Here is an 18,363-nt window from a genome sequence, read left to right as displayed (position 1 = left end):
GGTCCGGCAGGGGGTACGCGTCAACCGGCGCTAGGCGTTCACCGTCTCCCCGGGCAGCGACAGGTCCAGGTCGACCGCGTGCGCGGCGCCCGTGTGCGACGCCGAGGACGCCAGCGGCCCGTGCCCGGCCGCCTTCGCGGCCAGCACGTACGCGCCCTCGGCCGGCACCGCCAGGGCGTAGGTGCCGTCCGCGCCGGAGAGCGTGGCGCCCGCCTGGCGTCCCCGCCGGTCGATCAGCGTGACCTTGGCGCGGGCCACCGGAAGGCCCGCGGCGTCCAGCACCCGACCGCGGAAGCCCCGCAGCACCTCCTCGGCGTGGGCCAGCGCGGCGTCCTCGTCGCTGCTCGCGCGCAGCTGCGTGTGCTGGGCGGCCTCGGCGGCCGGGGCGCTGCGCCGGGGCAGCATCAGGGCGAGGACCAGGCCGACGGCGACCGCGCCCGTGGCGATCAGGAAGGAGACCCGGAAGCCGTGCATGGTCGGGACGGCGACGCCGCCCACGGTGTTCGCCGTGTTCGCCAGCACCATGCCGATGACGGCGCTGGACACGGACGTGCCGATGGACCGCATCAGCGTGTTGAGGCCGTTGGCCGCGCCCGTCTCGGAGGCGGGGACCGCGCCGACGATCAGGGCCGGCAGCGAGGAGTAGGCGAGGCCGATGCCCGCGCCCAGCACCACCGAGATCACCAGGCTCTGCCAGGCCGCGCTCATCAGGCCGATGCCCGCGCCGTAGCCGATGCCGATGATCAGCATGCCGAGGATCAGGGTGGTCTTCGGGCCGTACTTGGCGGACAGCCGGGCGTAGACGGGCGCGGTGAGCATCATCGTCAGGCCCAGCGGGGCGACCAGCAGGCCGGCGGTGACCATCGACTGGCCGAGGCCGTAGCCGGTGGCCTTCGGCAGCTGGAGCAGCTGCGGCAGGACCAGCGAGACGACGTAGAAGCTGACGCCGACCATGATCGAGGCGAGGTTGGTGAAGAGCACCGCGGGGCGGGCGGTGGTGCGCAGGTCGACCAGCGGGGCCTTGACCCGCAGCTCCATCACGCCCCACAGGAGCAGGACGGCGGCGGAGGCGGCGAACAGGCCGAGCGTGGTGCCGGAGGTCCAGCCCCAGTCGCTGCCCTTGGTGATCGGGAGCAGGAAGAGGACCAGGCCCACGGAGAGCCCGATCGCGCCCAGGACGTCGAAGGTGCCCGCGGCGCGCGCCGACGACTCCGGTACGACGAAGAGGGTCAGCACGATGGCGACGACGCCCAGGCCGGCGGCGCCGTAGAACAGGGCGTGCCAGTCGGCGTGCTGCGCGACCAGGGCCGCGGCGGGCAGCGCGAGGCCGCCGCCGACGCCGATCGAGGAGCTCATCAGGGCCATCGCCGAGGGGAGCTTCTCGCGCGGCAGCATGTCGCGCATCAGGCCGATGCCCAGCGGGATCGCGCCCATGGCGAAGCCCTGGAGGGTACGGCCGGCGATCATCGTGAGCAGGTCGCTGGTGAGGGCGCTGATCAGTGCGCCCACCACCATCACGGCGAGGCTGAATATCAGCATCCGCCGCTTGCCGTACAGGTCGCCGAGGCGGCCCATGATCGGAGTGGCCACGGCGCCGGACAGCAGCGTCGAGGTCAGGACCCAGGTGGCGTTGCTGGGCTCGGTGCCCAGCAGCTGCGGCAGGTCCTTGATGACCGGAACGAGCAGGGTCTGCATCACCGCGACCACGATGCCCGCGAAGGCGAGGACCGGGACCACGGCCCCGCTCGCGCCCCGGGCGGGCTGGTCGGTCGTCGTGTGCGTCATTGAGTGAGGCCTCCGGGCCAGAGAGTGACGGGAAGTGCGTGGGGAGACGGAATCCGCGGCGGATAAGTGCTGGGTAAACCTCGTATGCACAGGCAACTATTCCGTTGCTTCGAGCTGCTAACGAATCCTTGACCCTCCCATGGGTTTCTGATCTGCCGTCAGTCCCTGGTCAATTGGTGGAACGTGTTCTACTCTCACGCGCCATGAATGCCGCCGAGAGCGCGACGAAGGCGTACATCGCCGGGGTCGGTATGACCAGGTTCGAGAAGCCCGAGACCCGGGACTGGCAGTACTGGGACATGGTCAGGGAGGCGGGCGGCAGCGCGCTCGCCGACGCCGGGATCTCCTACGCCGAAGTGGAACAGGTTCCCGTCGGCTACTGTTTCCAGCCCTCCACCGCCGGTCAGCGCGCCGTGTATGAGCTGGGTCTCACCGGAGTCCCCGTCTACAACGTCAACAACAACTGCGCCACCGGCGCGACCGCCCTGATGCTGGCCCGGCAGCTCGTCGAGGGCGGCGGCGCCGACTGCGTCCTCGCCGTCGGCTTCGAGAAGATGCGCAGGGGCGCGCTGGGCGGCGGGGCGGACGGCGCCGGCTTCTCGGCCTCGCCGGTCGCCCGGCACTACGGGATCATGGCCGCCCGGCACGGCTTCGAGGCCACCCCGCCCACCGCGCAGATCTTCGGCGACGCGGCCCGCGAGCACATGGAGCGGTACGGCACCACCGAGGCCCAGCTCGCCGCCGTCGCCGCCAAGAACCACCGGCACTCCGCGCACAACCCGTACGCCCAGTTCCAGGACGTGTACGACGTCGCGGGCGTCCTCGCCTCCCGCACCGTGCACCGCCCGCTCACCAAGCTCCAGTGCTCGCCCACCTCGGACGGCGCGGCGGCCGCCGTGGTCGTCTCGCGGCGGTTCGCCGAACGGCACGGGCTCACCGGCCTCGTCGAGATCGTCGCGCAGGCGATGACGACGGACACCGAGGAGTCCTTCGCCTCCGGCTCGTGCATCGACGCCGTCGGGCAGCCGATGTCACGGGAGGCGGCCCGCCGGGTGTACGACCGTTCGGGACTCGGCATCGAGGACGTCGACGTCGTCGAACTGCACGACTGCTTCTCCGTGAACGAGCTGCTGACCTACGAGGCGCTCGGCATGTGCGAGGCCGGCGAGTCCGGCAAGCTCGTCGAGTCCGGGGCGACGACCTACGGCGGCCGCTGGGTGGTGAACCCCTCAGGCGGGCTCATCTCCAAGGGCCATCCGCTGGGCGCGACGGGCCTTGCGCAGGCCGCCGAACTGGCGTGGCAGCTGCGGGGCACGGCGGGGGAGCGGCAGGTGCCGGGCGCGCGGGTGGGACTCGCGCACAACATCGGGCTCGGCGGAGCGGCGGTGGTGACCCTGCTCCGGGCGGCCGCGTAGGCCCTACGACCTGGGACGCAGGCCTGGCTGGGCCGAAAAGCCGATGCACGGGCCGCGGCCGGCTTGAGAGCATGGCACTCATGCTCGAAGCCGCGGACACCTCACGAATATCCCGTCGCACCACGCCTCCCACCTGGCTGGTGGTGGCGCTGGCGTGCGCAGGACAGTTCCTGGTGGTGCTCGACGTGTCCGTGGTCAACGTGGCCCTGCCGTCGATGCGCGCCGACCTCGGCCTGAGCGCGTCCGGCCTGCAGTGGGTGGTGAACGCGTACGCCATCGCCTTCGCCGGGTTCATGCTCCTCGGCGGACGGGCCGGCGACCTCTACGGCCGCAAGCGGATGTTCCTGGTCGGGCTCGGCCTGTTCACGCTGGCCTCGCTCGGCGGCGGCCTCGCCCAGGACGGCTGGCAGCTGCTGCTCGCCCGCGCCGTGCAGGGACTGGGCGCGGCGGTCCTCGCCCCCTCGACGCTGACCCTGCTGACGGCCGCCGTGCCGGAGGGCCCGGCACGGGCGCGCGCGATCGCCACCTGGACGGCGGTCGGCGCCGGCGGCGGCGCGGCCGGCGGACTGGTCGGCGGAGTGCTGGTGGACGTGCTGTCCTGGCGCTGGGTGCTGCTGATCAACGTGCCGGTGGGCGCGCTGGTCCTGGCCGGATCCGTGGTGTGGCTGTCGGAGAGCCGGGCCGGCGCCGGACGGCGGCTCGACCTGCCCGGCGCGCTGCTGCTGACGGCGGGCCTGGCCACCCTCGCGTACGGCGTCTCGCAGACCGAGGCCGAGGGCTGGACGGCCGCGGCCACCCTGGTCCCGCTGGCCGCCGGACTCGCGCTGCTCGGCCTGTTCCTGGCCGTCGAGGCGCGTACGGCCCTTCCGCTGATGCCGCTGGGTCTGCTGAGGCGGCGGACGGTGGCGTCGGCCAACGCGGCCATGCTGGTGTCCGGCTCCGCGATGTTCTGCATGTGGTACTTCATGACCCTCTACGCCCAGAACGTCCTCGGCTACTCCCCGCTGGAGGCCGGGTTCGCGCTGATACCCAGCTCGGTCGCGGTGCTCGTCGGCTCCAAGACGGCGCCCCGGCTGATGCGGCGGGCGGGCGCCCGGACGGTGGCGGTGGCGGGCACGCTGGTCGCGGCGACCGGCTTCGGCTGGCAGTCGGCCATGGGCCCGCACGGCGCCTACCTGACGGCGATCATGTTCCCGGGGATCCTGATGATGCTCGGCGCGGGCCTGGCCGCGACCCCGCTGGCCGCGCTGGCCACCTCCGGGGCGGCGCCCGCCGAGGCCGGGCTGCTCTCCGGCCTCATCAACACCTCCCGCACGATGGGCGGTTCACTGGGGCTCGCGGTGATGTCGACGGTCGCGGCGGCCAGGACCGGCGCGGACGGCGGGCCCGCGGCCCTGACCGAGGGGTACGCGCTGGCCTTCCGCAGCAGCACCGGGGTGCTGCTCGCCGGGGCGGTGCTCATGCTGCTGTGGCTGCCGGGACGGGCGGCGCCGGCGCCCGCCGGGTGAGCTGCGGCCAGCTCACAGCCAGCCCTGCTGGCGGGCCTCCCGGACCGCCTCGGTGCGGTTGCGGGTGCCGGTCTTGCCGATCGCGGCGGACAGGTAGTTGCGCACCGTCGACTCCGACAGATGCAGCTTCGCGGCGACATCGGCGACGGTCGCGCCGTCCACCGACGCCTTCAGTACGTCGCACTCGCGGGCGGTGAGCGGACTGGGTCCCGCGCTGAGCGCCGCGGCCGCGAGCGCCGAGTCGACCACGGTCTCCCCGGTGAGCACCTGCCGGATCGCCCGCGCCAGGTCCTCGACCGGGCCGTCCTTCACGAGGAAACCGGCCGCCCCGGCCTCCATGGCCCGGCGCAGGTAGCCGGGCCGGCCGAAGGTGGTCAGGATCAGCACCCGGCAGTCGGGCGCCTGGTCGCGCAGCTCCGCCGCCGCGTCCAGCCCGCTGATTCCCGGCAGTTCGATGTCGAGGAGGGCCACGTCGGGCCGGTGGGTCAGCGCGGCGTCCACGATCGCGTCCCCCGCGGCGACCTGGGCGACGACGTCGATGTCCGGCTCCATCCCGAGGAGCAGCGCGAGGGCTCCGCGCATCATGCCCTGGTCCTCGGCGAGCAGCACCCTGATGGACTTGGCGGGCCGGTGGTCCCGGGGCATCTCGTTCGCAGGCTCGTACACAGCCCAAGCGTAGCCGCGGGCCCGGCGGCCGGGAGCGGCATCGCCGTGTGCCGTGTGCCGTGTGCCGTGTGCCGCGGGACCCGAAGCCCGCAGGCCGGCCCGGTCGGCCCGGATCGGCCCGGCCCGGATCGGCCCGCCCCGGATCGGCCCGCCCCGGATCGGCTCGGCTCGGATCGGCCTGGCCCTGCTCGGTCGGCTCGGCCTTGCCTTGCTCGGCCGGCCCGGCCCTTGCCCAGGCCAGGCGGTCGGCCCCGCGCTGCCCAGGCCGGGCGCCTCTGCACTGCCCTGCCTGCCCGGCCCTGCCTGCCCGGCCCTGCCTGCCCGGTCCTGCCTGCCCGGTCCTGCCTGCTCGGCTCGGCCTGCTCGGCCTGCTCGGCCTGCTCGGCCTGCTCGGCCTGCTCGGCCTGCTCGGCCTGCCCGGCCTGCCCGGCCTGCCCGGCCTGCCCGGCCTGACTGTCCGCCCTGCCCGTCAGGGCTGCCTGCCCTGCCTGGCTCAGGAGATCTCCCCGAAGACCACGACGCCCCGCCGGACCGCCGATCGCCTCCGCCGCCGGGCCGGCGCGGCCGTTGGCTTCGCGGTCGGCGGGGCCCACGGCTTCGCTCCGGAAGCGGGTGAGGGCGGTTTCACCGCCCGCCTTGGCGCCGCCTCCCGGGCCGCCGGCGGCGGGCACCGGGCCGTCAGCCCGCTGTGGGCGTCGGCGGACCCACCGTCATCGCGGTCAGCAACTCCAGCGACTCGGTGGGCAGTTGCGCGGTGACCGTGAAACCGCCGCGTGGCGAAGGACCGGCCTCAAGCGAGCCGCCCGCCGCCGCGAGGCGCTCGGTCAGCCCCTTCAGACCGGTGCCGCCGACACCCTCCCGGCCGGGCTCGGCGCCCGCGCCGCTGCCGTCGTCCGTGATCGTCAGCCGGACCCGTTCCGCACCGCTGTCGACGGTGATCTCGCAGCGGGTGGCGTCGCTGTGCCGGACCACGTTGGTGACCGCCTCGCGCACCACCCAGCCGAGCAGCGTCTCGGTCTGCGGGGCCAGCGGCGTCCCCGTCTGCCGGACGACCGGCTCGGTGTTCGCCGCGGACAGGACCGAGCGGGCGCGGTCCAGCTCGGTGGCCAGGCTGCCCTCGCGGTAGCCGGTGACCGCCTCACGGATCTCGGTGAGCGCCTGCCGGCCCACCGACTCGATGTCGGAGACCTGGGACAGGGCCGCGTCCATGTCGCGGGGGGCCAGGCGCCGGGCCGCCTCCGACTTGACGACGATCACCGAGAGGGTGTGGCCCAGCAGGTCGTGCAGGTCCCGGGAGAACCGCAGCCGTTCCTTCTCCACCGCGCGCCGGGCCAGCTCCTCACGGGCGGCGCGCAGCTCGCGCACCGCCTCGGACAGGGAGAGGATCGCGGCGGTCACCATGGTCGACAGGAAGGTGCCGTAGGCGACGTTGATCCCGTCCCAGCCGGCCCGGAACGCGGAGACCACCGCCGCGAGCGCGGTCAGCCCGAGCCCGATCCGCCCCAGGTTCGGGCCGCGCAGGCAGGAGCCGACGGCGAGGCCGAGCAGCGGGAAGAAGTACAGCCAGCTGTCGCCGTAGCCGAGCGCGAGACCGCAGGTCAGCAACCCCATCACGCCGAGCGCCAGGCGCGTGGACAGCGCCTCGCGCTTCTCCTTCACGAAGGAGCGGAACACGACGTAGATGTAGAGGGAGTTGAAGGCCAGCAGCCCGAAGGCGCCGATCCACGGGTTCGGCGTCCTGCCCTGGAGGAGGTTGGAGAAGGAGCCGAGGCCCAGCAGCAGCCACGGCAGCAGGGTGAAGCCGGTGGGCGGCGGGCCGGGGTGCTCGAATCGCCCGCCCGTGCGGCGCGACTCCTTCTGCGCGGCCTTGAACTCCGCCATGCCGGCCTTCCACTGGGACCGCGCCGCCCGCCAGCGGCGCACCTGGCAGGTGATCCCTCGCATCCAGGACATCTCTCTCGCTCCCCCGGTCACACGGTCCGCCCGGTCCGGCGGTACGCCACCACAGCGTACGAACCGAACGCGAGCAGCCAAGCCGTCAGGACCGCGACCGCGCCGAGCGCCGGGGCGTGCCCGTCGGCGACCGAGGTGCCCAGCTCGGCGAAGCGGTTGGTCGGCGTGTACGCCGAGACGGCGCGCAGCCAGGCCGGGAACAGGCTGATCGGGAACCACAGGCCGCCGACCACGGCCAGCCCCAGGTTGCAGGCCATGTTCGTGACACCGGTGGTCTGCGCGGTCAGGCCGTAGCCGTTGCCGAGCCCGAGCAGCGTGAAGGGGATCGAGCCCAGCCAGAGCAGCAGCGCGATCCCCGCCCACTGCCAGGGCGCCAGCCGTACGCCGTTGACCAGGCCGCCCGCCACGAGCACCGCGAGGATCGCGGGCAGCACGGTCACCGACCCGGTCAGCGCACGGCCCAGCACCACCTGGCGCGGGGTCATCGGGGTCACCCGCAGCTGCCGCAGCCAGCCGATCGCCCGGTCCTCGGCGACCCCGCCGCCGGTGTTGAGGGCGGAGCCGACGGCGCCGTAGGCGGCCATGCCGACCATGGCCTGGGTCCGGTAGCCGCCGTCGTCACCGCCCAGGTTGGTGAAGAGCAGGTACATCATCACCGGCATCGCGATCCCGCCGATGACGAAGCCGGCGTCCCGCAGGGTCCGGCGTACTTCGAGGCGCAGGTAGGCGAACATCACACGGTCTCCGTCTCGGTGGTGGCGGGATCGGCCGGGGTGCCGCCCGGCACGTGGCCGGCGGGGACCGGAGGCACGCCGTCCCCGGTGCGCGGCCGGGGCAGTGCGCCGTCCTCGGCGCGCGGGCCCGACGTCAGGGCCAGGAAGGCGTCGTCCAGGGAGGCGGGCGCGACCTCGAGGCCGCGGATCGCGTTCCGGGCGGCCAGCGCGATCACCGTCGCGTCCGAGTCGTCGGTGCGCAGCAGGGCGCGGTCGCCGCGCACTTCGAGGGACCGGACGCCGGGCAGCCCCGCCAGGCCCTCGGTGGACCCGCCCGCCAGGTCGAAGGCGACCAGACTGCCCCCGGCCGCCCGCCTGAGCTGCTCGCCGGTGCCGTCCGCGACGATCCGGCCGCGGTCGATGACGAGGATGCGGTCGGCGTGCGCGTCCGCCTCCTCCAGATAGTGCGTGGAGAACAGGACGGTGTGCCCGCGCCGGGCGTACGCCCGCATCGACTGCCAGAACGCGTGCCGGGCCTCCACGTCCAGGGCCGCCGTCGGCTCGTCCAGGACGACCAGTGCCGGGTTGCCTGCCAGCGCCACGGCGAACCGCACGCGCTGGGTCTGGCCCCCGGAGAGGCGGTCCACCCGGCGTCCGGCCAGCTCCGCGATGCCGGCCAGCTCCAGGGCCCGTGCGACGGGCATCGGCGCCGGATAGCGTCCGGCCACGAAGGCGACCAGCTCGCCGACGGTGACCCGGGGCACCGCCCGCGCCTCCTGGAGCATCGCGCCGACCAGCCCCTTCCGTACGGCCTTCGCCGGCGGGGCGCCGAACAGGTCGACCGTGCCGGCGTCGGGCGCGTTCAGCCCGAGCAGCAGCGAGATCGCCGTCGACTTGCCCGCGCCGTTGCGGCCGAGCAGCGCGACCGTCTCGCCGCGCCCTATCTCCAGATCCACTCCGTCCACCGCGCGTACCGTCCCGAAGGACTTGACCGCCCCCGCGAAGGACACGGCGCGCTCCGTCAGGGCCGCCGTCCCACCTGTCCGTGTCATGCCTGTGACGCTACGGATCCCGGCCCCGGGCGCGGCAGATGCGCATGTACGGACTCGGGCAGGACAAATGTCCCGGCCCGGCCGCACCACATCTGACACTGTGTCAGGAGTCTTCACAAGTGTGGAGCGCTCGGCTATACAAGGGGCGCTGGACTGGAACGCGTTCTAGGGACACTCCCTTGGACCCGCCCCGTGGACGACCTCGGTGCGGCCGACGGTGCGGACGGTCGTGCCGAGGTCTTGAGACACCTCAGGAGCCGTATGCCCATCGACGCAGCCAAGGCCCTCGCCGCCGAACCCAAGTCAGGGCGGATCGGCTGGGAGCGCCGGGACGTGCAGCTCTACCACCTCGGCATCGGCGCGGGCCGCCCCGCCACCGACCCCGACGAACTGCGCTACACCCTGGAGTCCCGGCTGCACGTCCTGCCCAGCTTCGCCACCGTGGCGGGGGCCGGCTCACCCGGGGTGATCAGCGGACTGTCCATGCCCGGTGTCGACGTCGACCTCGCCCGGGTGCTGCACGGCGGCCAGTCGCTCACCGTCCACCGCCAGCTCCCGGTCCGCGGCACGGCCACCGCCACCGGCCGCATCGCCGCCGTGTACGACAAGGGCACGGCGGCCGTCCTGGTGATGCGCACCGAGGTCGCGGACGCCGAAGGACCGCTGTGGACCAACGACGCCCAGATCTTCGTGCGCGGCGAGGGCGGCTGGGGCGGCGACCGCGGGCCGTCCGCGCGGCACGACCCGCCCGCCGGCGAACCCGACCGGACCGTCGAACGCCCGGTCCGCGAGGACCAGGCCCTGCTCTACCGCCTCTCCGGCGACTACAACCCGCTGCACGCCGACCCGGAGTTCGCCAAGCTCGCCGGCTTCGACCGGCCCATCCTGCACGGGCTGTGCACCTACGGCATGACGCTCAAGGCGGTCGTGGACACGCTGCTCGGCGGGGACGTGAGCCGGGTGCGGTCGTACACGACACGGTTCGCCGGCGTGGTCTATCCGGGGGAGACCCTGCGCATCCGCATGTGGCGGGGCGACGCGCGGGTCCGTGTCGCCGTGAGTGCCGTCGAGCGCGAGGACGCCCCCGTCCTCGCCGACACCGTCGTCGACCACGCATGACCATTCGTGAACCTGCTTGATCTCACGTCGTTCTCACGTGACCAGGGACGCAGCCGAGGGGAGAGCCGCACCATGCGCGCAGCCGTACTGCAGGAGACAGGCCAGGAGAAACTCGAGGTCCTCGACGACGTCGAGGCGGCCGGATTCGGGCCCGGCAGGGTGCGGATACGGGTGCGCGCCACCGGGCTGTGCCACTCGGACCTGTCCGCGATGAACGGGGTGCTGCCGCAGCCGGCCCCGTTCGTGCCCGGCCACGAGGGCGCGGGCGAGGTCCTGGAGGTGGGCGAGGGCGTCACCCGGCTGAAGCCGGGCGACCGGGTGGTGGTCTGCTGGCTGCCGGCCTGCGGGGCCTGTCCGGCCTGCCGGCGCGGCCAGACCGAGCTGTGCCTGGCCGGGTTCATGAACGCCGGGACGCCCAACTTCCGGCGCCCTGGCGGTGACGTCTTCGGCTTCGCGGGCACCGGCACCTTCGCCGAGGAGGTCGTGGTCGACGCCGGGTGCGCGGTGCCGATCCCGGACGACGTGCCCTTCGACATCGCCGCGCTGATCGGCTGCGGGGTCACCACCGGGCTCGGCGCCGCCCTCAACACGGCCGACGTGCAGGCCGGTTCGTCGGTCGCGGTGATCGGCTGCGGCGGGGTCGGGATCTCGGCGATCCAGGGGGCCCGGCTCAAGGGGGCCGCCGAGATCGTCGCCGTCGACCCGGTCGCCTCCCGCCGCGAGGCCGCGCTCAGGTTCGGCGCCACGCGGGCCGTACCGCCCGGGGAACTGCCCGGCGCCAAGCAGGAGGTGACCGCGGGCGAGGGCTTCGACTACGTCTTCGAGGTCGTCGGCAGGTCCGCCACCGCACGCACGGCGTACGAGAACACCCGGCGCGGCGGCACCCTCGTGGTCGTCGGCGCGGGCGCCATGGACGACTTCCTCCAGCTCAACATGTTCGAGCTGTTCTTCGACGAGAAACGCATCCTGCCCTCGATGTACGGAGGCGGCGACGTGGTCCGCTCCTACGAGCGCACGATCGCCCTGTGGCGGGCCGGCCGTGTCGACCTGGAGGGCCTGATCACCCACCGGGTGCCGCTGGCGGAGATCAACGAGGCCCTGGACCAGATGCGCACCGGCACCGCGCTGCGCACCTGCATCGAGATCTGAGGGGGCGCCGCATGCCGCAGAGGCCACTGGAAGGGCTCAGCGCGGTCGTCACCGGCGCCGGGCGGGGACTCGGCCGGGCCGAGGCGCTCGAACTGGCCCGGCTGGGCGCGGCCGTCGTCGTCAACGACTTCGGGCAGCCGGGGCGGGACGGCTCGGGCACGGCCTCCGCCGGGCCCGCCGAGCAGGTCGCCGAGGAGATCCGGGCGGCGGGCGGCCAGGCCGTCGCCCACACCGGGGACGTAGCGGACTTCTCGCAGGCGCGAGACCTTCTCGCGCTCGCGACGACCCATTACGGAAAGCTGGACATCCTCGTCAACAACGCCGGCATCCTGCGCGACCGCATGGTCTTCTCCATGACCGAGGACGAGTGGGACTCGGTGATCCGCGTCCACCTCAGGGGCCACTTCAACACCACCCGGTTCGCGGCCGCGCACTGGCGGGAGCGGTCCAAGGCGGCCGGCGGCGCCCCGGTGTACGGACGGATCGTCAACACCTCCTCCGAGGCCTTCCTCGCCGGATCCGCCGGCCAGCCCAACTACGCGGCCGCGAAGGGCGGCATCGTCGGCCTGACCACCTCCACCGCCCTCGCGCTCGCCAAGTACGGCGTGACCGCCAACGTGATCTGCCCGCGCGCCCGCACCCGGATGACCGAGGACGTCTTCGCCGGGTTCGAGCCGCCCGCCGAGGGCCTCGACCCGCTCGCCCCCGAGCACGTCGCCCCGCTCGTCGGCTACCTGGCGTCCCCGGCCGCCGGTCCGGTCAACGGCCAACTGCTGGTCGTGCACGGCGGCATGGTCGCGATCGTCGAACGGCCGCGCGTCCAGGCCAGGTTCGACAGCAAGCAGGACACCTTCGACTACGGCGAACTCGACGCCCTGCTCACCCCGCACTACGCCGGCCGGCCGCCCGGGGAGACCTTCGCGGCGGCGGAAGTGCTGGGCCTGAGACGGCAGTAGGAGCACACGCGCCGCACGAAAGCGGCTCCGCACACGAAAGCGGCTCCGCACACGAAAGCGGCTCCGCTCCCGGAAGGGGCGGAGCCGCTCTCGTACGTACGGTCAGGCCGCGGTCTCGGCCGGCTCCGTCTTGCGGTGCCGGCCGCTCGGGGCCGATTCGCCGTCCTGGGCCGAGACCGGACCACGGTGCTTGCCGTGGCTGTCGGACTCCTGCAGGTCGGCGGACAGGTGCTGAGACGTGCTGGTGTCGCTCATCGGAAGAATTCACCCCGTCAACATGATCTTTCTTACAGCGCGGAGAGTGTAACGAACCCCCCACGGGGCGAATCCAGGCAGGCGCGCCGACCGGTGCTACTTCGTTACAAGCCGTCCGCGCTTCGTCACAAGACCTGCCAGCGGAGCCTGCTGCAAGGGCACCGGCCGGGCCACGACGGGACCCGGCGGCTCCGGTTGTGCCGGCGCTCCGGACGCCTCCGGCGCACCGGCGGCCGTACCGTCCGGGACCGCGCCCCGCGGCCCGCCGCACTCCGCCGTCTCCTCCCAGGTCACCGTGGCCTCCGCCACGCCGCACGGGACCTCCGCCGTGGCGTACGGCAGCCGCAGCACCCCGTCCTGCGTCCATGTCCCGGCACCGGCCAGCCACCCCTCGGGCGCCGGCAGACCGCGCATCCCGCGGACCCCCGGCCGCCAGACACCGACCCAGCTGCCCGCCGGGCCGTCGACGCGCAGCGCCACCGCGCAGCTCTCCGGCATCAGCACGAGCCCCGGCTGGATCGCGAACGGCGTCACCGCGCACTCCGCCACCCGCAGGCTCTCCGGGAAGCGCACCGGCAGGGTGCTGCCGAGGACGCCCCAGCCCAATCGTTCCTGCCCGGGACAGGGCGCGTCCGAGCCGACCAGGATCAGCCCGCTGTCCGGGTCGGCGAGCAGCAGCCGGTCGTCGCTGTCCGCCGCGATCTGCAGCAGCGGCGACACCTCGCCGCCCCGCCCGAGGTCCACCACGACCGCCTTGGTCCGCCCGCCCAGCTCCCGGTCCAGGGCCAGCATCCGCCCGCCCCGGTCCAGCCACACCCCGCCCGAGCAGCGCCCCGGCACCACCGCGACCTGCTCGGGGCCGAACGCGCCGCCCGCCACCAGCCACACCGTCGAGGAGAGCGGCCCCACGGCGAGCGCGTACGCGTCACGGCCGCCGGGCGCGGGCGGCAGCAGCCGCAGCGAGGTCCCCGCGTCCGGGCACTCCACCGCGCCCAGCGGCAGCTCACCGGTGCCGGGCCCGGTCGGATAGAGCAGGGCGAAATGGTGCCGCCCGTCCGCCAGCCGCCGGACCAGCACCCGCCCGTCGCCCATCGGCTGCACCTCCGTACCCGCCTCCTCGGGCTGGTTGCCCGGCAGCGGCACCGCGTACGGCTCGGGGCCGTCCAGGGTCCACCGCTCCGGGTACCAGGAGCCCTCCCGCCGGGCCAGCCGGGCCGCGTACGCCCCGTCCGCCGTGATGGCACAGCCCGCTCTCGGCGCGCTGTCGTCCTCGTCCGCAGCCGAGGGTTCGATCGCACAGGCCGTCATCGCTCGGTCACCTCCGGCCACGAAGCTAGTTTTCGCACGCACAGGCGGCGGACCGGCTGCCGACGGCTTCACACATACGGGTGCAGACTCGACGATTCGCCTGAGGAAACGGGGACGGGTGTGCTGCGCGGTGCCCGCCGCGGGTGAGCAGGTACAGCCCCGGGGAAGGGGCAGGTAGCCTTTTCCCCGTGCCCCGTCTGTCAGAAGTCATCGCCGCGCTGGAGAGCCTGTGGCCCGCCGAGCGGGCCGAGTCCTGGGACGCGGTCGGCACCGTCGTGGGCGACCCCGAGCAGCAGGTCACCCGGGTCCTGTTCGCCGTGGACCCGGTCCGGGACACCGTCGAGGAGGCGCTGCGGCTGGGCGCCGACCTGCTGGTCACCCACCACCCGCTCTACCTGCGCGGCACGACGACGGTCGCCGCCACCGGCTTCAAGGGCCGCGTGGTCCACACGCTCATCAAGAACGACATCGCGCTGCACGTCGCCCACACCAACGCCGACACCGCCGACCCGGGCGTCTCCGACGCCCTCGCCGGCGCCCTGGACCTGCGGGTGGTGGGACCCCTGGTGCCGGACCCCACCGACCCGGAGGGCCGCCGGGGCCTGGGCCGGGTGTGCGAACTGGACCACCCGGTGACCGTCCGCGACCTCGCCGGGCGGGCCGCCGCCCGGCTGCCCGCCACCGCGCAGGGCATCCGCGTCGCCGGCGACCCCGAGGCCATCGTCCGCAGGGTCGCCGTCAGCGGCGGCAGCGGCGACAGCCTCTTCGACGCCGTACGCGCCGCCGGGGTGGACGCCTTCCTCACGGCGGACCTGCGCCACCACCCGGCCTCCGAGGCCGTGGCCCACAGCCCCCTCGCGCTGCTCGACGCGGCGCACTGGGCCACCGAATGGCCCTGGTGCGAGCTGGCCGCAGCCCAGCTCGACGAAATCTCCGACCGCCACGGCTGGGACCTCAGGGTGCACGTCTCCAAGACGGTCACCGATCCCTGGACCAGCCACTCACCGTCTCTTGGAGCCCCCAACTGAACGCCGCGCCCGCCGACCAGATCCGACTCCTCGACGTCCAGGCCCTGGACGTCCGCCTCCAGCAGCTGGCGCACAAGCGGAAGTCGCTGCCCGAGCACGCCGAGATCGACTCGCTGACCAAGGACCTCACCCAGCTGCGCGACCTGCTCGTGGCCGCGCAGACCGAGGAGAGCGACACCGCCCGCGAGCAGACCAAGGCCGAGCAGGACGTGGACCAGGTGCGCCAGCGTGCCGCCCGCGACCAGCAGCGCCTGGACTCCGGCGCGGTCACCTCGCCGAAGGACCTGGAGAACCTGCAGAAGGAGATCGCCTCCCTCGCCAAGCGCCAGGGCGACCTGGAGGACGTCGTCCTGGAGGTCATGGAGCGGCGTGAGTCGGCTCAGGAGCGGGTCGCCGAACTGACCGAGCGCACCGGCGCCGTGCAGGGCCGTATCGACGACGCCACCGCCCGCCGCGACACCGCGGCCGGCGCGCTCGACGCCGAGGCGGCCACGGTCACCAAGGAGCGCGAGGTCATCGCGGGCACCGTCCCGGCCGACCTGCTGAAGCTCTACGACAAGCTGCGCGAGCAGCAGGGCGGCATCGGCGCGGCCAAGCTGTACGCCCGCAGCTGCCAGGGCTGCCGCCAGGAGCTGGCGATCACCGAGCTGAACGAGATCCGCTCGGCGGCGCCCGACACGGTGGTGCGCTGCGAGAACTGCCGCCGCATCCTGGTCCGCACGGCCGAGTCCGGCCTGTAGCGAGGGGCGGGCGTGACCAGGGAGTTCATCGTCGAGGCGGACGGCGGCTCGCGGGGCAACCCGGGGCCGGCCGGCTACGGCGCGGTGGTCCTCGACGCGGCGAGCGGCGAGACGCTGGCGGAGGCGGCCGAGTACCTCGGCGTCGTCACCAACAACGTCGCCGAGTACCGGGGGCTGCTCGCGGGCCTGCGTGCGGCCCGGGACCTCGACCCGTCGGCGAGCGTCCACGTCCGCATGGACTCCAAGCTGGTGGTCGAGCAGATGTCCGGCCGCTGGAAGATCAAGCACCCGGACATGAAGCCCCTGGCGACGGAGGCGGCCCGGGTGCTCCCCGCGGACCGGGTGACCTACGAGTGGATCCCGCGGGCCGAGAACAAGCACGCCGACCGCCTGGCCAACGAGGCGATGGACGCGGGCCTGCGGGGTGAGCAGTGGGAACCGGCGGCCGGGTCAACGCCCCTTCAGGGGCGCGGGGAGCTGCGCGAGCAACCCCCACGCACCGGCACTGTGACGACGGCCGACAGGCCCACCGCCGACACCCGCGCCGCGAGCCAGGTCGCGAGCCCCGGCTGGAGCTCGGCCCCCGACCTCGGCGCACCCGCCACCTTCGTCCTCCTCCGCCACGGCGAGACCCCCCTCACCCCCCAGAAGCGCTTCTCCGGCAGCGGCGGCACCGACCCGGCCCTGTCTCCCGCCGGCCTGGGACAGGCGCGGGCCGCCGCCGACGCCCTCGCCCGGCGCGGCACGATCGAGGTGATCCTCGCCTCCCCGCTCACCCGCACCCGGCAGACCGCCGCCGCCGTCGCCGAGCGCCTCGGCCTGGACGTCACCGTCGACGACGGGCTCAGGGAGACGGACTTCGGGGCCTGGGAGGGCCTCACCTTCGGCGAGGTCCGCGAGCGCCACCCGGACGACCTGAACGCCTGGCTCGCCGACCCGGAGGCCCACCCCACCGGCGGCGGCGAGAGCTTCGCCGAGACGGCGACCCGGATCGCGGCCACCCGGGACAGGCTGGTCGCCGCCCACGCGGGCCGTACCGTCCTGCTGGTCACCCACGTCACGCCGATCAAGACGTTCGTACGGCTGGCCCTCGGCGCCCCGGCCGAGTCCCTGTTCCGCATGGAGCTGTCGGCGGCCTCGCTGTCGGCGGTGGCGTACTACCGGGACGGCAACGCGAGCGTACGGCTCTTCAACGACACGTCCCACCTGCGTCCCTGAGGCCCGCCGCGGCCCGCGCCAGCGATTCGACGCGGGCCCAGTCCCGGGCGGCCAGCGCGTCCGCGGGGAGCATCCAGGTGCCGCCCACGCAGCCCACGTTGGGCAGGGCGAGGTAGTCCGGGGCGTTGTCCGCGCCGATCCCGCCGGTCGGGCAGAAGCGGGCCTGCGGAAGCGGGCCGGCGAGGGACCTCAGGTAGGCCGTGCCGCCGGCGGCCTGCGCCGGGAAGAACTTCATCTCCCGCACCCCGCGTTCGAGCAGCGCCACCACCTCGGAGGCGGTCGAGACGCCCGGCAGGAACGGCACCCCGGACGCGGCCATCGCCGCCAGCAGCCCGTCCGTCCACCCCGGGCTCACCAGGAACCGCGCCCCGGCCGCCACGCACTCCGCGACCTGGCCGGGCGTCAGCACGGTCCCCGCCCCGACCACCGCGTCCGGCACCGCGCCGGCGATCGCCCGGATCGCGTCCAGCGCGGCCGGCGTCCGCAGCGTCACCTCGATCGCGGGCAGCCCTCCGGCCACCAGCGCCCGCGCGAGGGGTACGGCGTCGTCCGCGTCCTCGATCACGACGACGGGGACGACGGGAGCGAGGTCGAGCACGGAGGTGGGCATGCTCGACATCCTGCCCAGTCGATGCGCACCACGCAAAGGGCGTTGCGCATGCTGCAACGGCTGGCGGGTGTCAGTGGATCTCGTCCACCAGCACGTCCAGCGCCCAGGCCTGTCCCGCCCTGCCCGGCGCCGCCGCCTCCACCGCGTACCCGAGGTCCCGCAACGCCTCCACCAGCTCGCCCGGACCGGCCGGCGCGATCCCGGCGGTCAGCAGGCTCCGTACGATCCGCCCCTTCGTCGCCTTGTTGAAGTGGCTGACCACCTTCCGCGTCGGCGCGTGCAGCACCCGCACGGTCGCCGTCCGTGCGGCCACCTCGCCCTTCGGCTTCCACGCCGCCGCGTACGCCGCCGACCGCAGGTCGAGCACCAGCCCCGACCCGGCCGCCTCCGGCAGCACCTCGGCCATCGGCCCGCGCCAGTGCGCCCCCAGCGCGCCGAGCCCCGGCAGCTTCACCCCCATCGAGCAGCGGTAGGAAGGGATCCGGTCCGTCACCCGGACCGCGCCCCACAGCCCCGAGAACACCAGCAGCGACCGTGCCGCCCGCCGCTTGGCGGCCGTGTCCAGCGAGGCGAGGCCGAGGGCGTCGTAGAGCACCCCCGTGTAGATCTCCCCGGCAGGCCGCGCGCCCGCCGTCCGCAGCCCGGTGTTCTTGGCCACCTCGCCGCGCAGCCCCTCGCTCAGCCCGAGCACCTCGCGCGCCTTCTCCTCGTCACCGGCGCACAGGTCGACCAGCTCGGCGAGCACGGCCGCGCGCGCCGGGGCCAGCCCCGGCAGGGACAGCGACCCGGGATCCAGCGGGGCACCACGGCCCGAGGACGCCTTGCCCTCCGAGGGCGGCAGCAGGACCAGCACACGTACTCCTCTTCACCATCAGGTTTCTCGTCGAC

General features: G+C 74.1%; 17 protein-coding genes. 8 read left to right on the top strand and 9 right to left on the bottom strand.

Translation table 11 applies throughout. The annotated features are described in order from the left end of the window. Positions 1 to 30: 30 nt before the first annotated feature. A complete protein-coding gene (locus tag ACIQOE_RS02960) occupies positions 31 to 1,785 on the bottom strand; it encodes an MFS transporter (protein WP_365561690.1) in 1,755 nt (584 codons plus the stop codon). Between the two features lie 203 nt (positions 1,786 to 1,988). Here ACIQOE_RS02960 and ACIQOE_RS02955 point away from each other — a divergent pair, with 203 nt between their 5' ends. Beyond that, positions 1,989 to 3,200 (top strand): lipid-transfer protein, encoded by a 1,212-nt coding sequence (locus ACIQOE_RS02955; RefSeq protein WP_401409269.1) that lies wholly within the window; start codon positions 1,989 to 1,991, stop codon positions 3,198 to 3,200. An 80-nt stretch (positions 3,201 to 3,280) separates the two neighbouring features. Beyond that, a complete protein-coding gene (locus ACIQOE_RS02950; RefSeq protein WP_401409266.1) occupies positions 3,281 to 4,708 on the top strand; it encodes an MFS transporter in 1,428 nt (475 codons plus the stop codon). Between the two features lie 12 nt (positions 4,709 to 4,720). Here ACIQOE_RS02950 and ACIQOE_RS02945 read toward each other — a convergent pair whose 3' ends face one another. The 4 genes from ACIQOE_RS02945 to ACIQOE_RS02930 all read right to left on the bottom strand — a co-directional run bounded on the left by ACIQOE_RS02945 (position 4,721) and on the right by ACIQOE_RS02930 (position 9,092). After that, the gene (locus tag ACIQOE_RS02945) at positions 4,721 to 5,353 is read right to left on the bottom strand and encodes a response regulator (RefSeq protein ID WP_401410087.1); all 633 of its coding nucleotides are present in this window, start codon (positions 5,351 to 5,353) and stop codon (positions 4,721 to 4,723) included. Between the two features lie 699 nt (positions 5,354 to 6,052). Next, positions 6,053 to 7,327, bottom strand: a complete 1,275-nt coding sequence (locus ACIQOE_RS02940) for a histidine kinase (RefSeq protein ID WP_401409263.1) — start codon at positions 7,325 to 7,327, stop codon at positions 6,053 to 6,055. Between the two features lie 17 nt (positions 7,328 to 7,344). Beyond that, positions 7,345 to 8,061 carry an ABC transporter permease gene (locus ACIQOE_RS02935; RefSeq protein WP_362639575.1) on the bottom strand — a complete coding sequence of 239 codons (717 nt, stop codon included), beginning with the start codon at positions 8,059 to 8,061 and terminating at the stop codon, positions 7,345 to 7,347. Beyond that, positions 8,061 to 9,092, bottom strand: coding sequence for an ABC transporter ATP-binding protein (locus ACIQOE_RS02930; RefSeq protein ID WP_401409260.1), 1,032 nt, complete (start codon positions 9,090 to 9,092; stop codon positions 8,061 to 8,063). Before ACIQOE_RS02930 ends, ACIQOE_RS02935 begins: the two co-directional genes overlap by 1 nt. Before the next feature lie 261 nt (positions 9,093 to 9,353). Between ACIQOE_RS02930 and ACIQOE_RS02925 the strand changes: the two genes are divergently transcribed. From ACIQOE_RS02925 to ACIQOE_RS02915, 3 genes are all read left to right on the top strand, one after another. Beyond that, positions 9,354 to 10,211: a MaoC/PaaZ C-terminal domain-containing protein gene (locus tag ACIQOE_RS02925; RefSeq protein ID WP_365561700.1), complete on the top strand. Its 858-nt coding sequence runs from the start codon at positions 9,354 to 9,356 to the stop codon at positions 10,209 to 10,211. A gap of 72 nt (positions 10,212 to 10,283) precedes the next feature. Further along, the gene (locus ACIQOE_RS02920; protein ID WP_401409257.1) at positions 10,284 to 11,360 is read left to right on the top strand and encodes a Zn-dependent alcohol dehydrogenase; all 1,077 of its coding nucleotides are present in this window, start codon (positions 10,284 to 10,286) and stop codon (positions 11,358 to 11,360) included. A gap of 11 nt (positions 11,361 to 11,371) precedes the next feature. Continuing rightward, positions 11,372 to 12,316 (top strand): 3-oxoacyl-ACP reductase, encoded by a 945-nt coding sequence (locus ACIQOE_RS02915; protein WP_351325561.1) that lies wholly within the window; start codon positions 11,372 to 11,374, stop codon positions 12,314 to 12,316. A gap of 102 nt (positions 12,317 to 12,418) precedes the next feature. Here ACIQOE_RS02915 and ACIQOE_RS02910 read toward each other — a convergent pair whose 3' ends face one another. Further along, positions 12,419 to 12,571, bottom strand: a complete 153-nt coding sequence (locus ACIQOE_RS02910; protein WP_351325564.1) for a hypothetical protein — start codon at positions 12,569 to 12,571, stop codon at positions 12,419 to 12,421. Positions 12,572 to 12,667: 96 nt separating this feature from the next. Then, positions 12,668 to 13,879, bottom strand: coding sequence for a hypothetical protein (locus tag ACIQOE_RS02905; RefSeq protein WP_401409253.1), 1,212 nt, complete (start codon positions 13,877 to 13,879; stop codon positions 12,668 to 12,670). 188 nt (positions 13,880 to 14,067) lie between these two features. Here ACIQOE_RS02905 and ACIQOE_RS02900 point away from each other — a divergent pair, with 188 nt between their 5' ends. The 3 genes from ACIQOE_RS02900 to ACIQOE_RS02890 are packed head-to-tail and all read left to right on the top strand — an operon-like array spanning position 14,068 to position 16,865. After that, the gene (locus ACIQOE_RS02900) at positions 14,068 to 14,907 is read left to right on the top strand and encodes a Nif3-like dinuclear metal center hexameric protein (RefSeq protein WP_401409250.1); all 840 of its coding nucleotides are present in this window, start codon (positions 14,068 to 14,070) and stop codon (positions 14,905 to 14,907) included. Then, positions 14,904 to 15,647: a C4-type zinc ribbon domain-containing protein gene (locus ACIQOE_RS02895; RefSeq protein ID WP_351325758.1), complete on the top strand. Its 744-nt coding sequence runs from the start codon at positions 14,904 to 14,906 to the stop codon at positions 15,645 to 15,647. Before ACIQOE_RS02900 ends, ACIQOE_RS02895 begins: the two co-directional genes overlap by 4 nt. Positions 15,648 to 15,659: 12 nt before the next feature. Then, on the top strand, positions 15,660 to 16,865 hold the full coding sequence (locus ACIQOE_RS02890; RefSeq protein ID WP_401409247.1) for a bifunctional RNase H/acid phosphatase: 1,206 nt from the start codon (positions 15,660 to 15,662) through the stop codon (positions 16,863 to 16,865). On the opposite strand, the gene ACIQOE_RS02885 is transcribed toward ACIQOE_RS02890, so the two are convergent. Beyond that, on the bottom strand, positions 16,837 to 17,484 hold the full coding sequence (locus ACIQOE_RS02885) for a bifunctional 4-hydroxy-2-oxoglutarate aldolase/2-dehydro-3-deoxy-phosphogluconate aldolase (RefSeq protein ID WP_351325571.1): 648 nt from the start codon (positions 17,482 to 17,484) through the stop codon (positions 16,837 to 16,839). The two genes, ACIQOE_RS02890 and ACIQOE_RS02885, sit on opposite strands and share 29 nt — an antisense overlap. Positions 17,485 to 17,545: 61 nt before the next feature. Further along, the gene (gene yaaA, locus ACIQOE_RS02880; protein ID WP_399008271.1) at positions 17,546 to 18,328 is read right to left on the bottom strand and encodes a peroxide stress protein YaaA; all 783 of its coding nucleotides are present in this window, start codon (positions 18,326 to 18,328) and stop codon (positions 17,546 to 17,548) included. Between the last annotated feature and the right edge of the window lie 35 nt (positions 18,329 to 18,363).

The organism is Streptomyces sp. NPDC091282 (assembly GCF_044757385.1).
In the GTDB taxonomy this organism is placed as follows: domain Bacteria; phylum Actinomycetota; class Actinomycetes; order Streptomycetales; family Streptomycetaceae; genus Streptomyces; species Streptomyces gramineus.
This window is presented reverse-complemented; position numbering and strand designations above follow the sequence as displayed.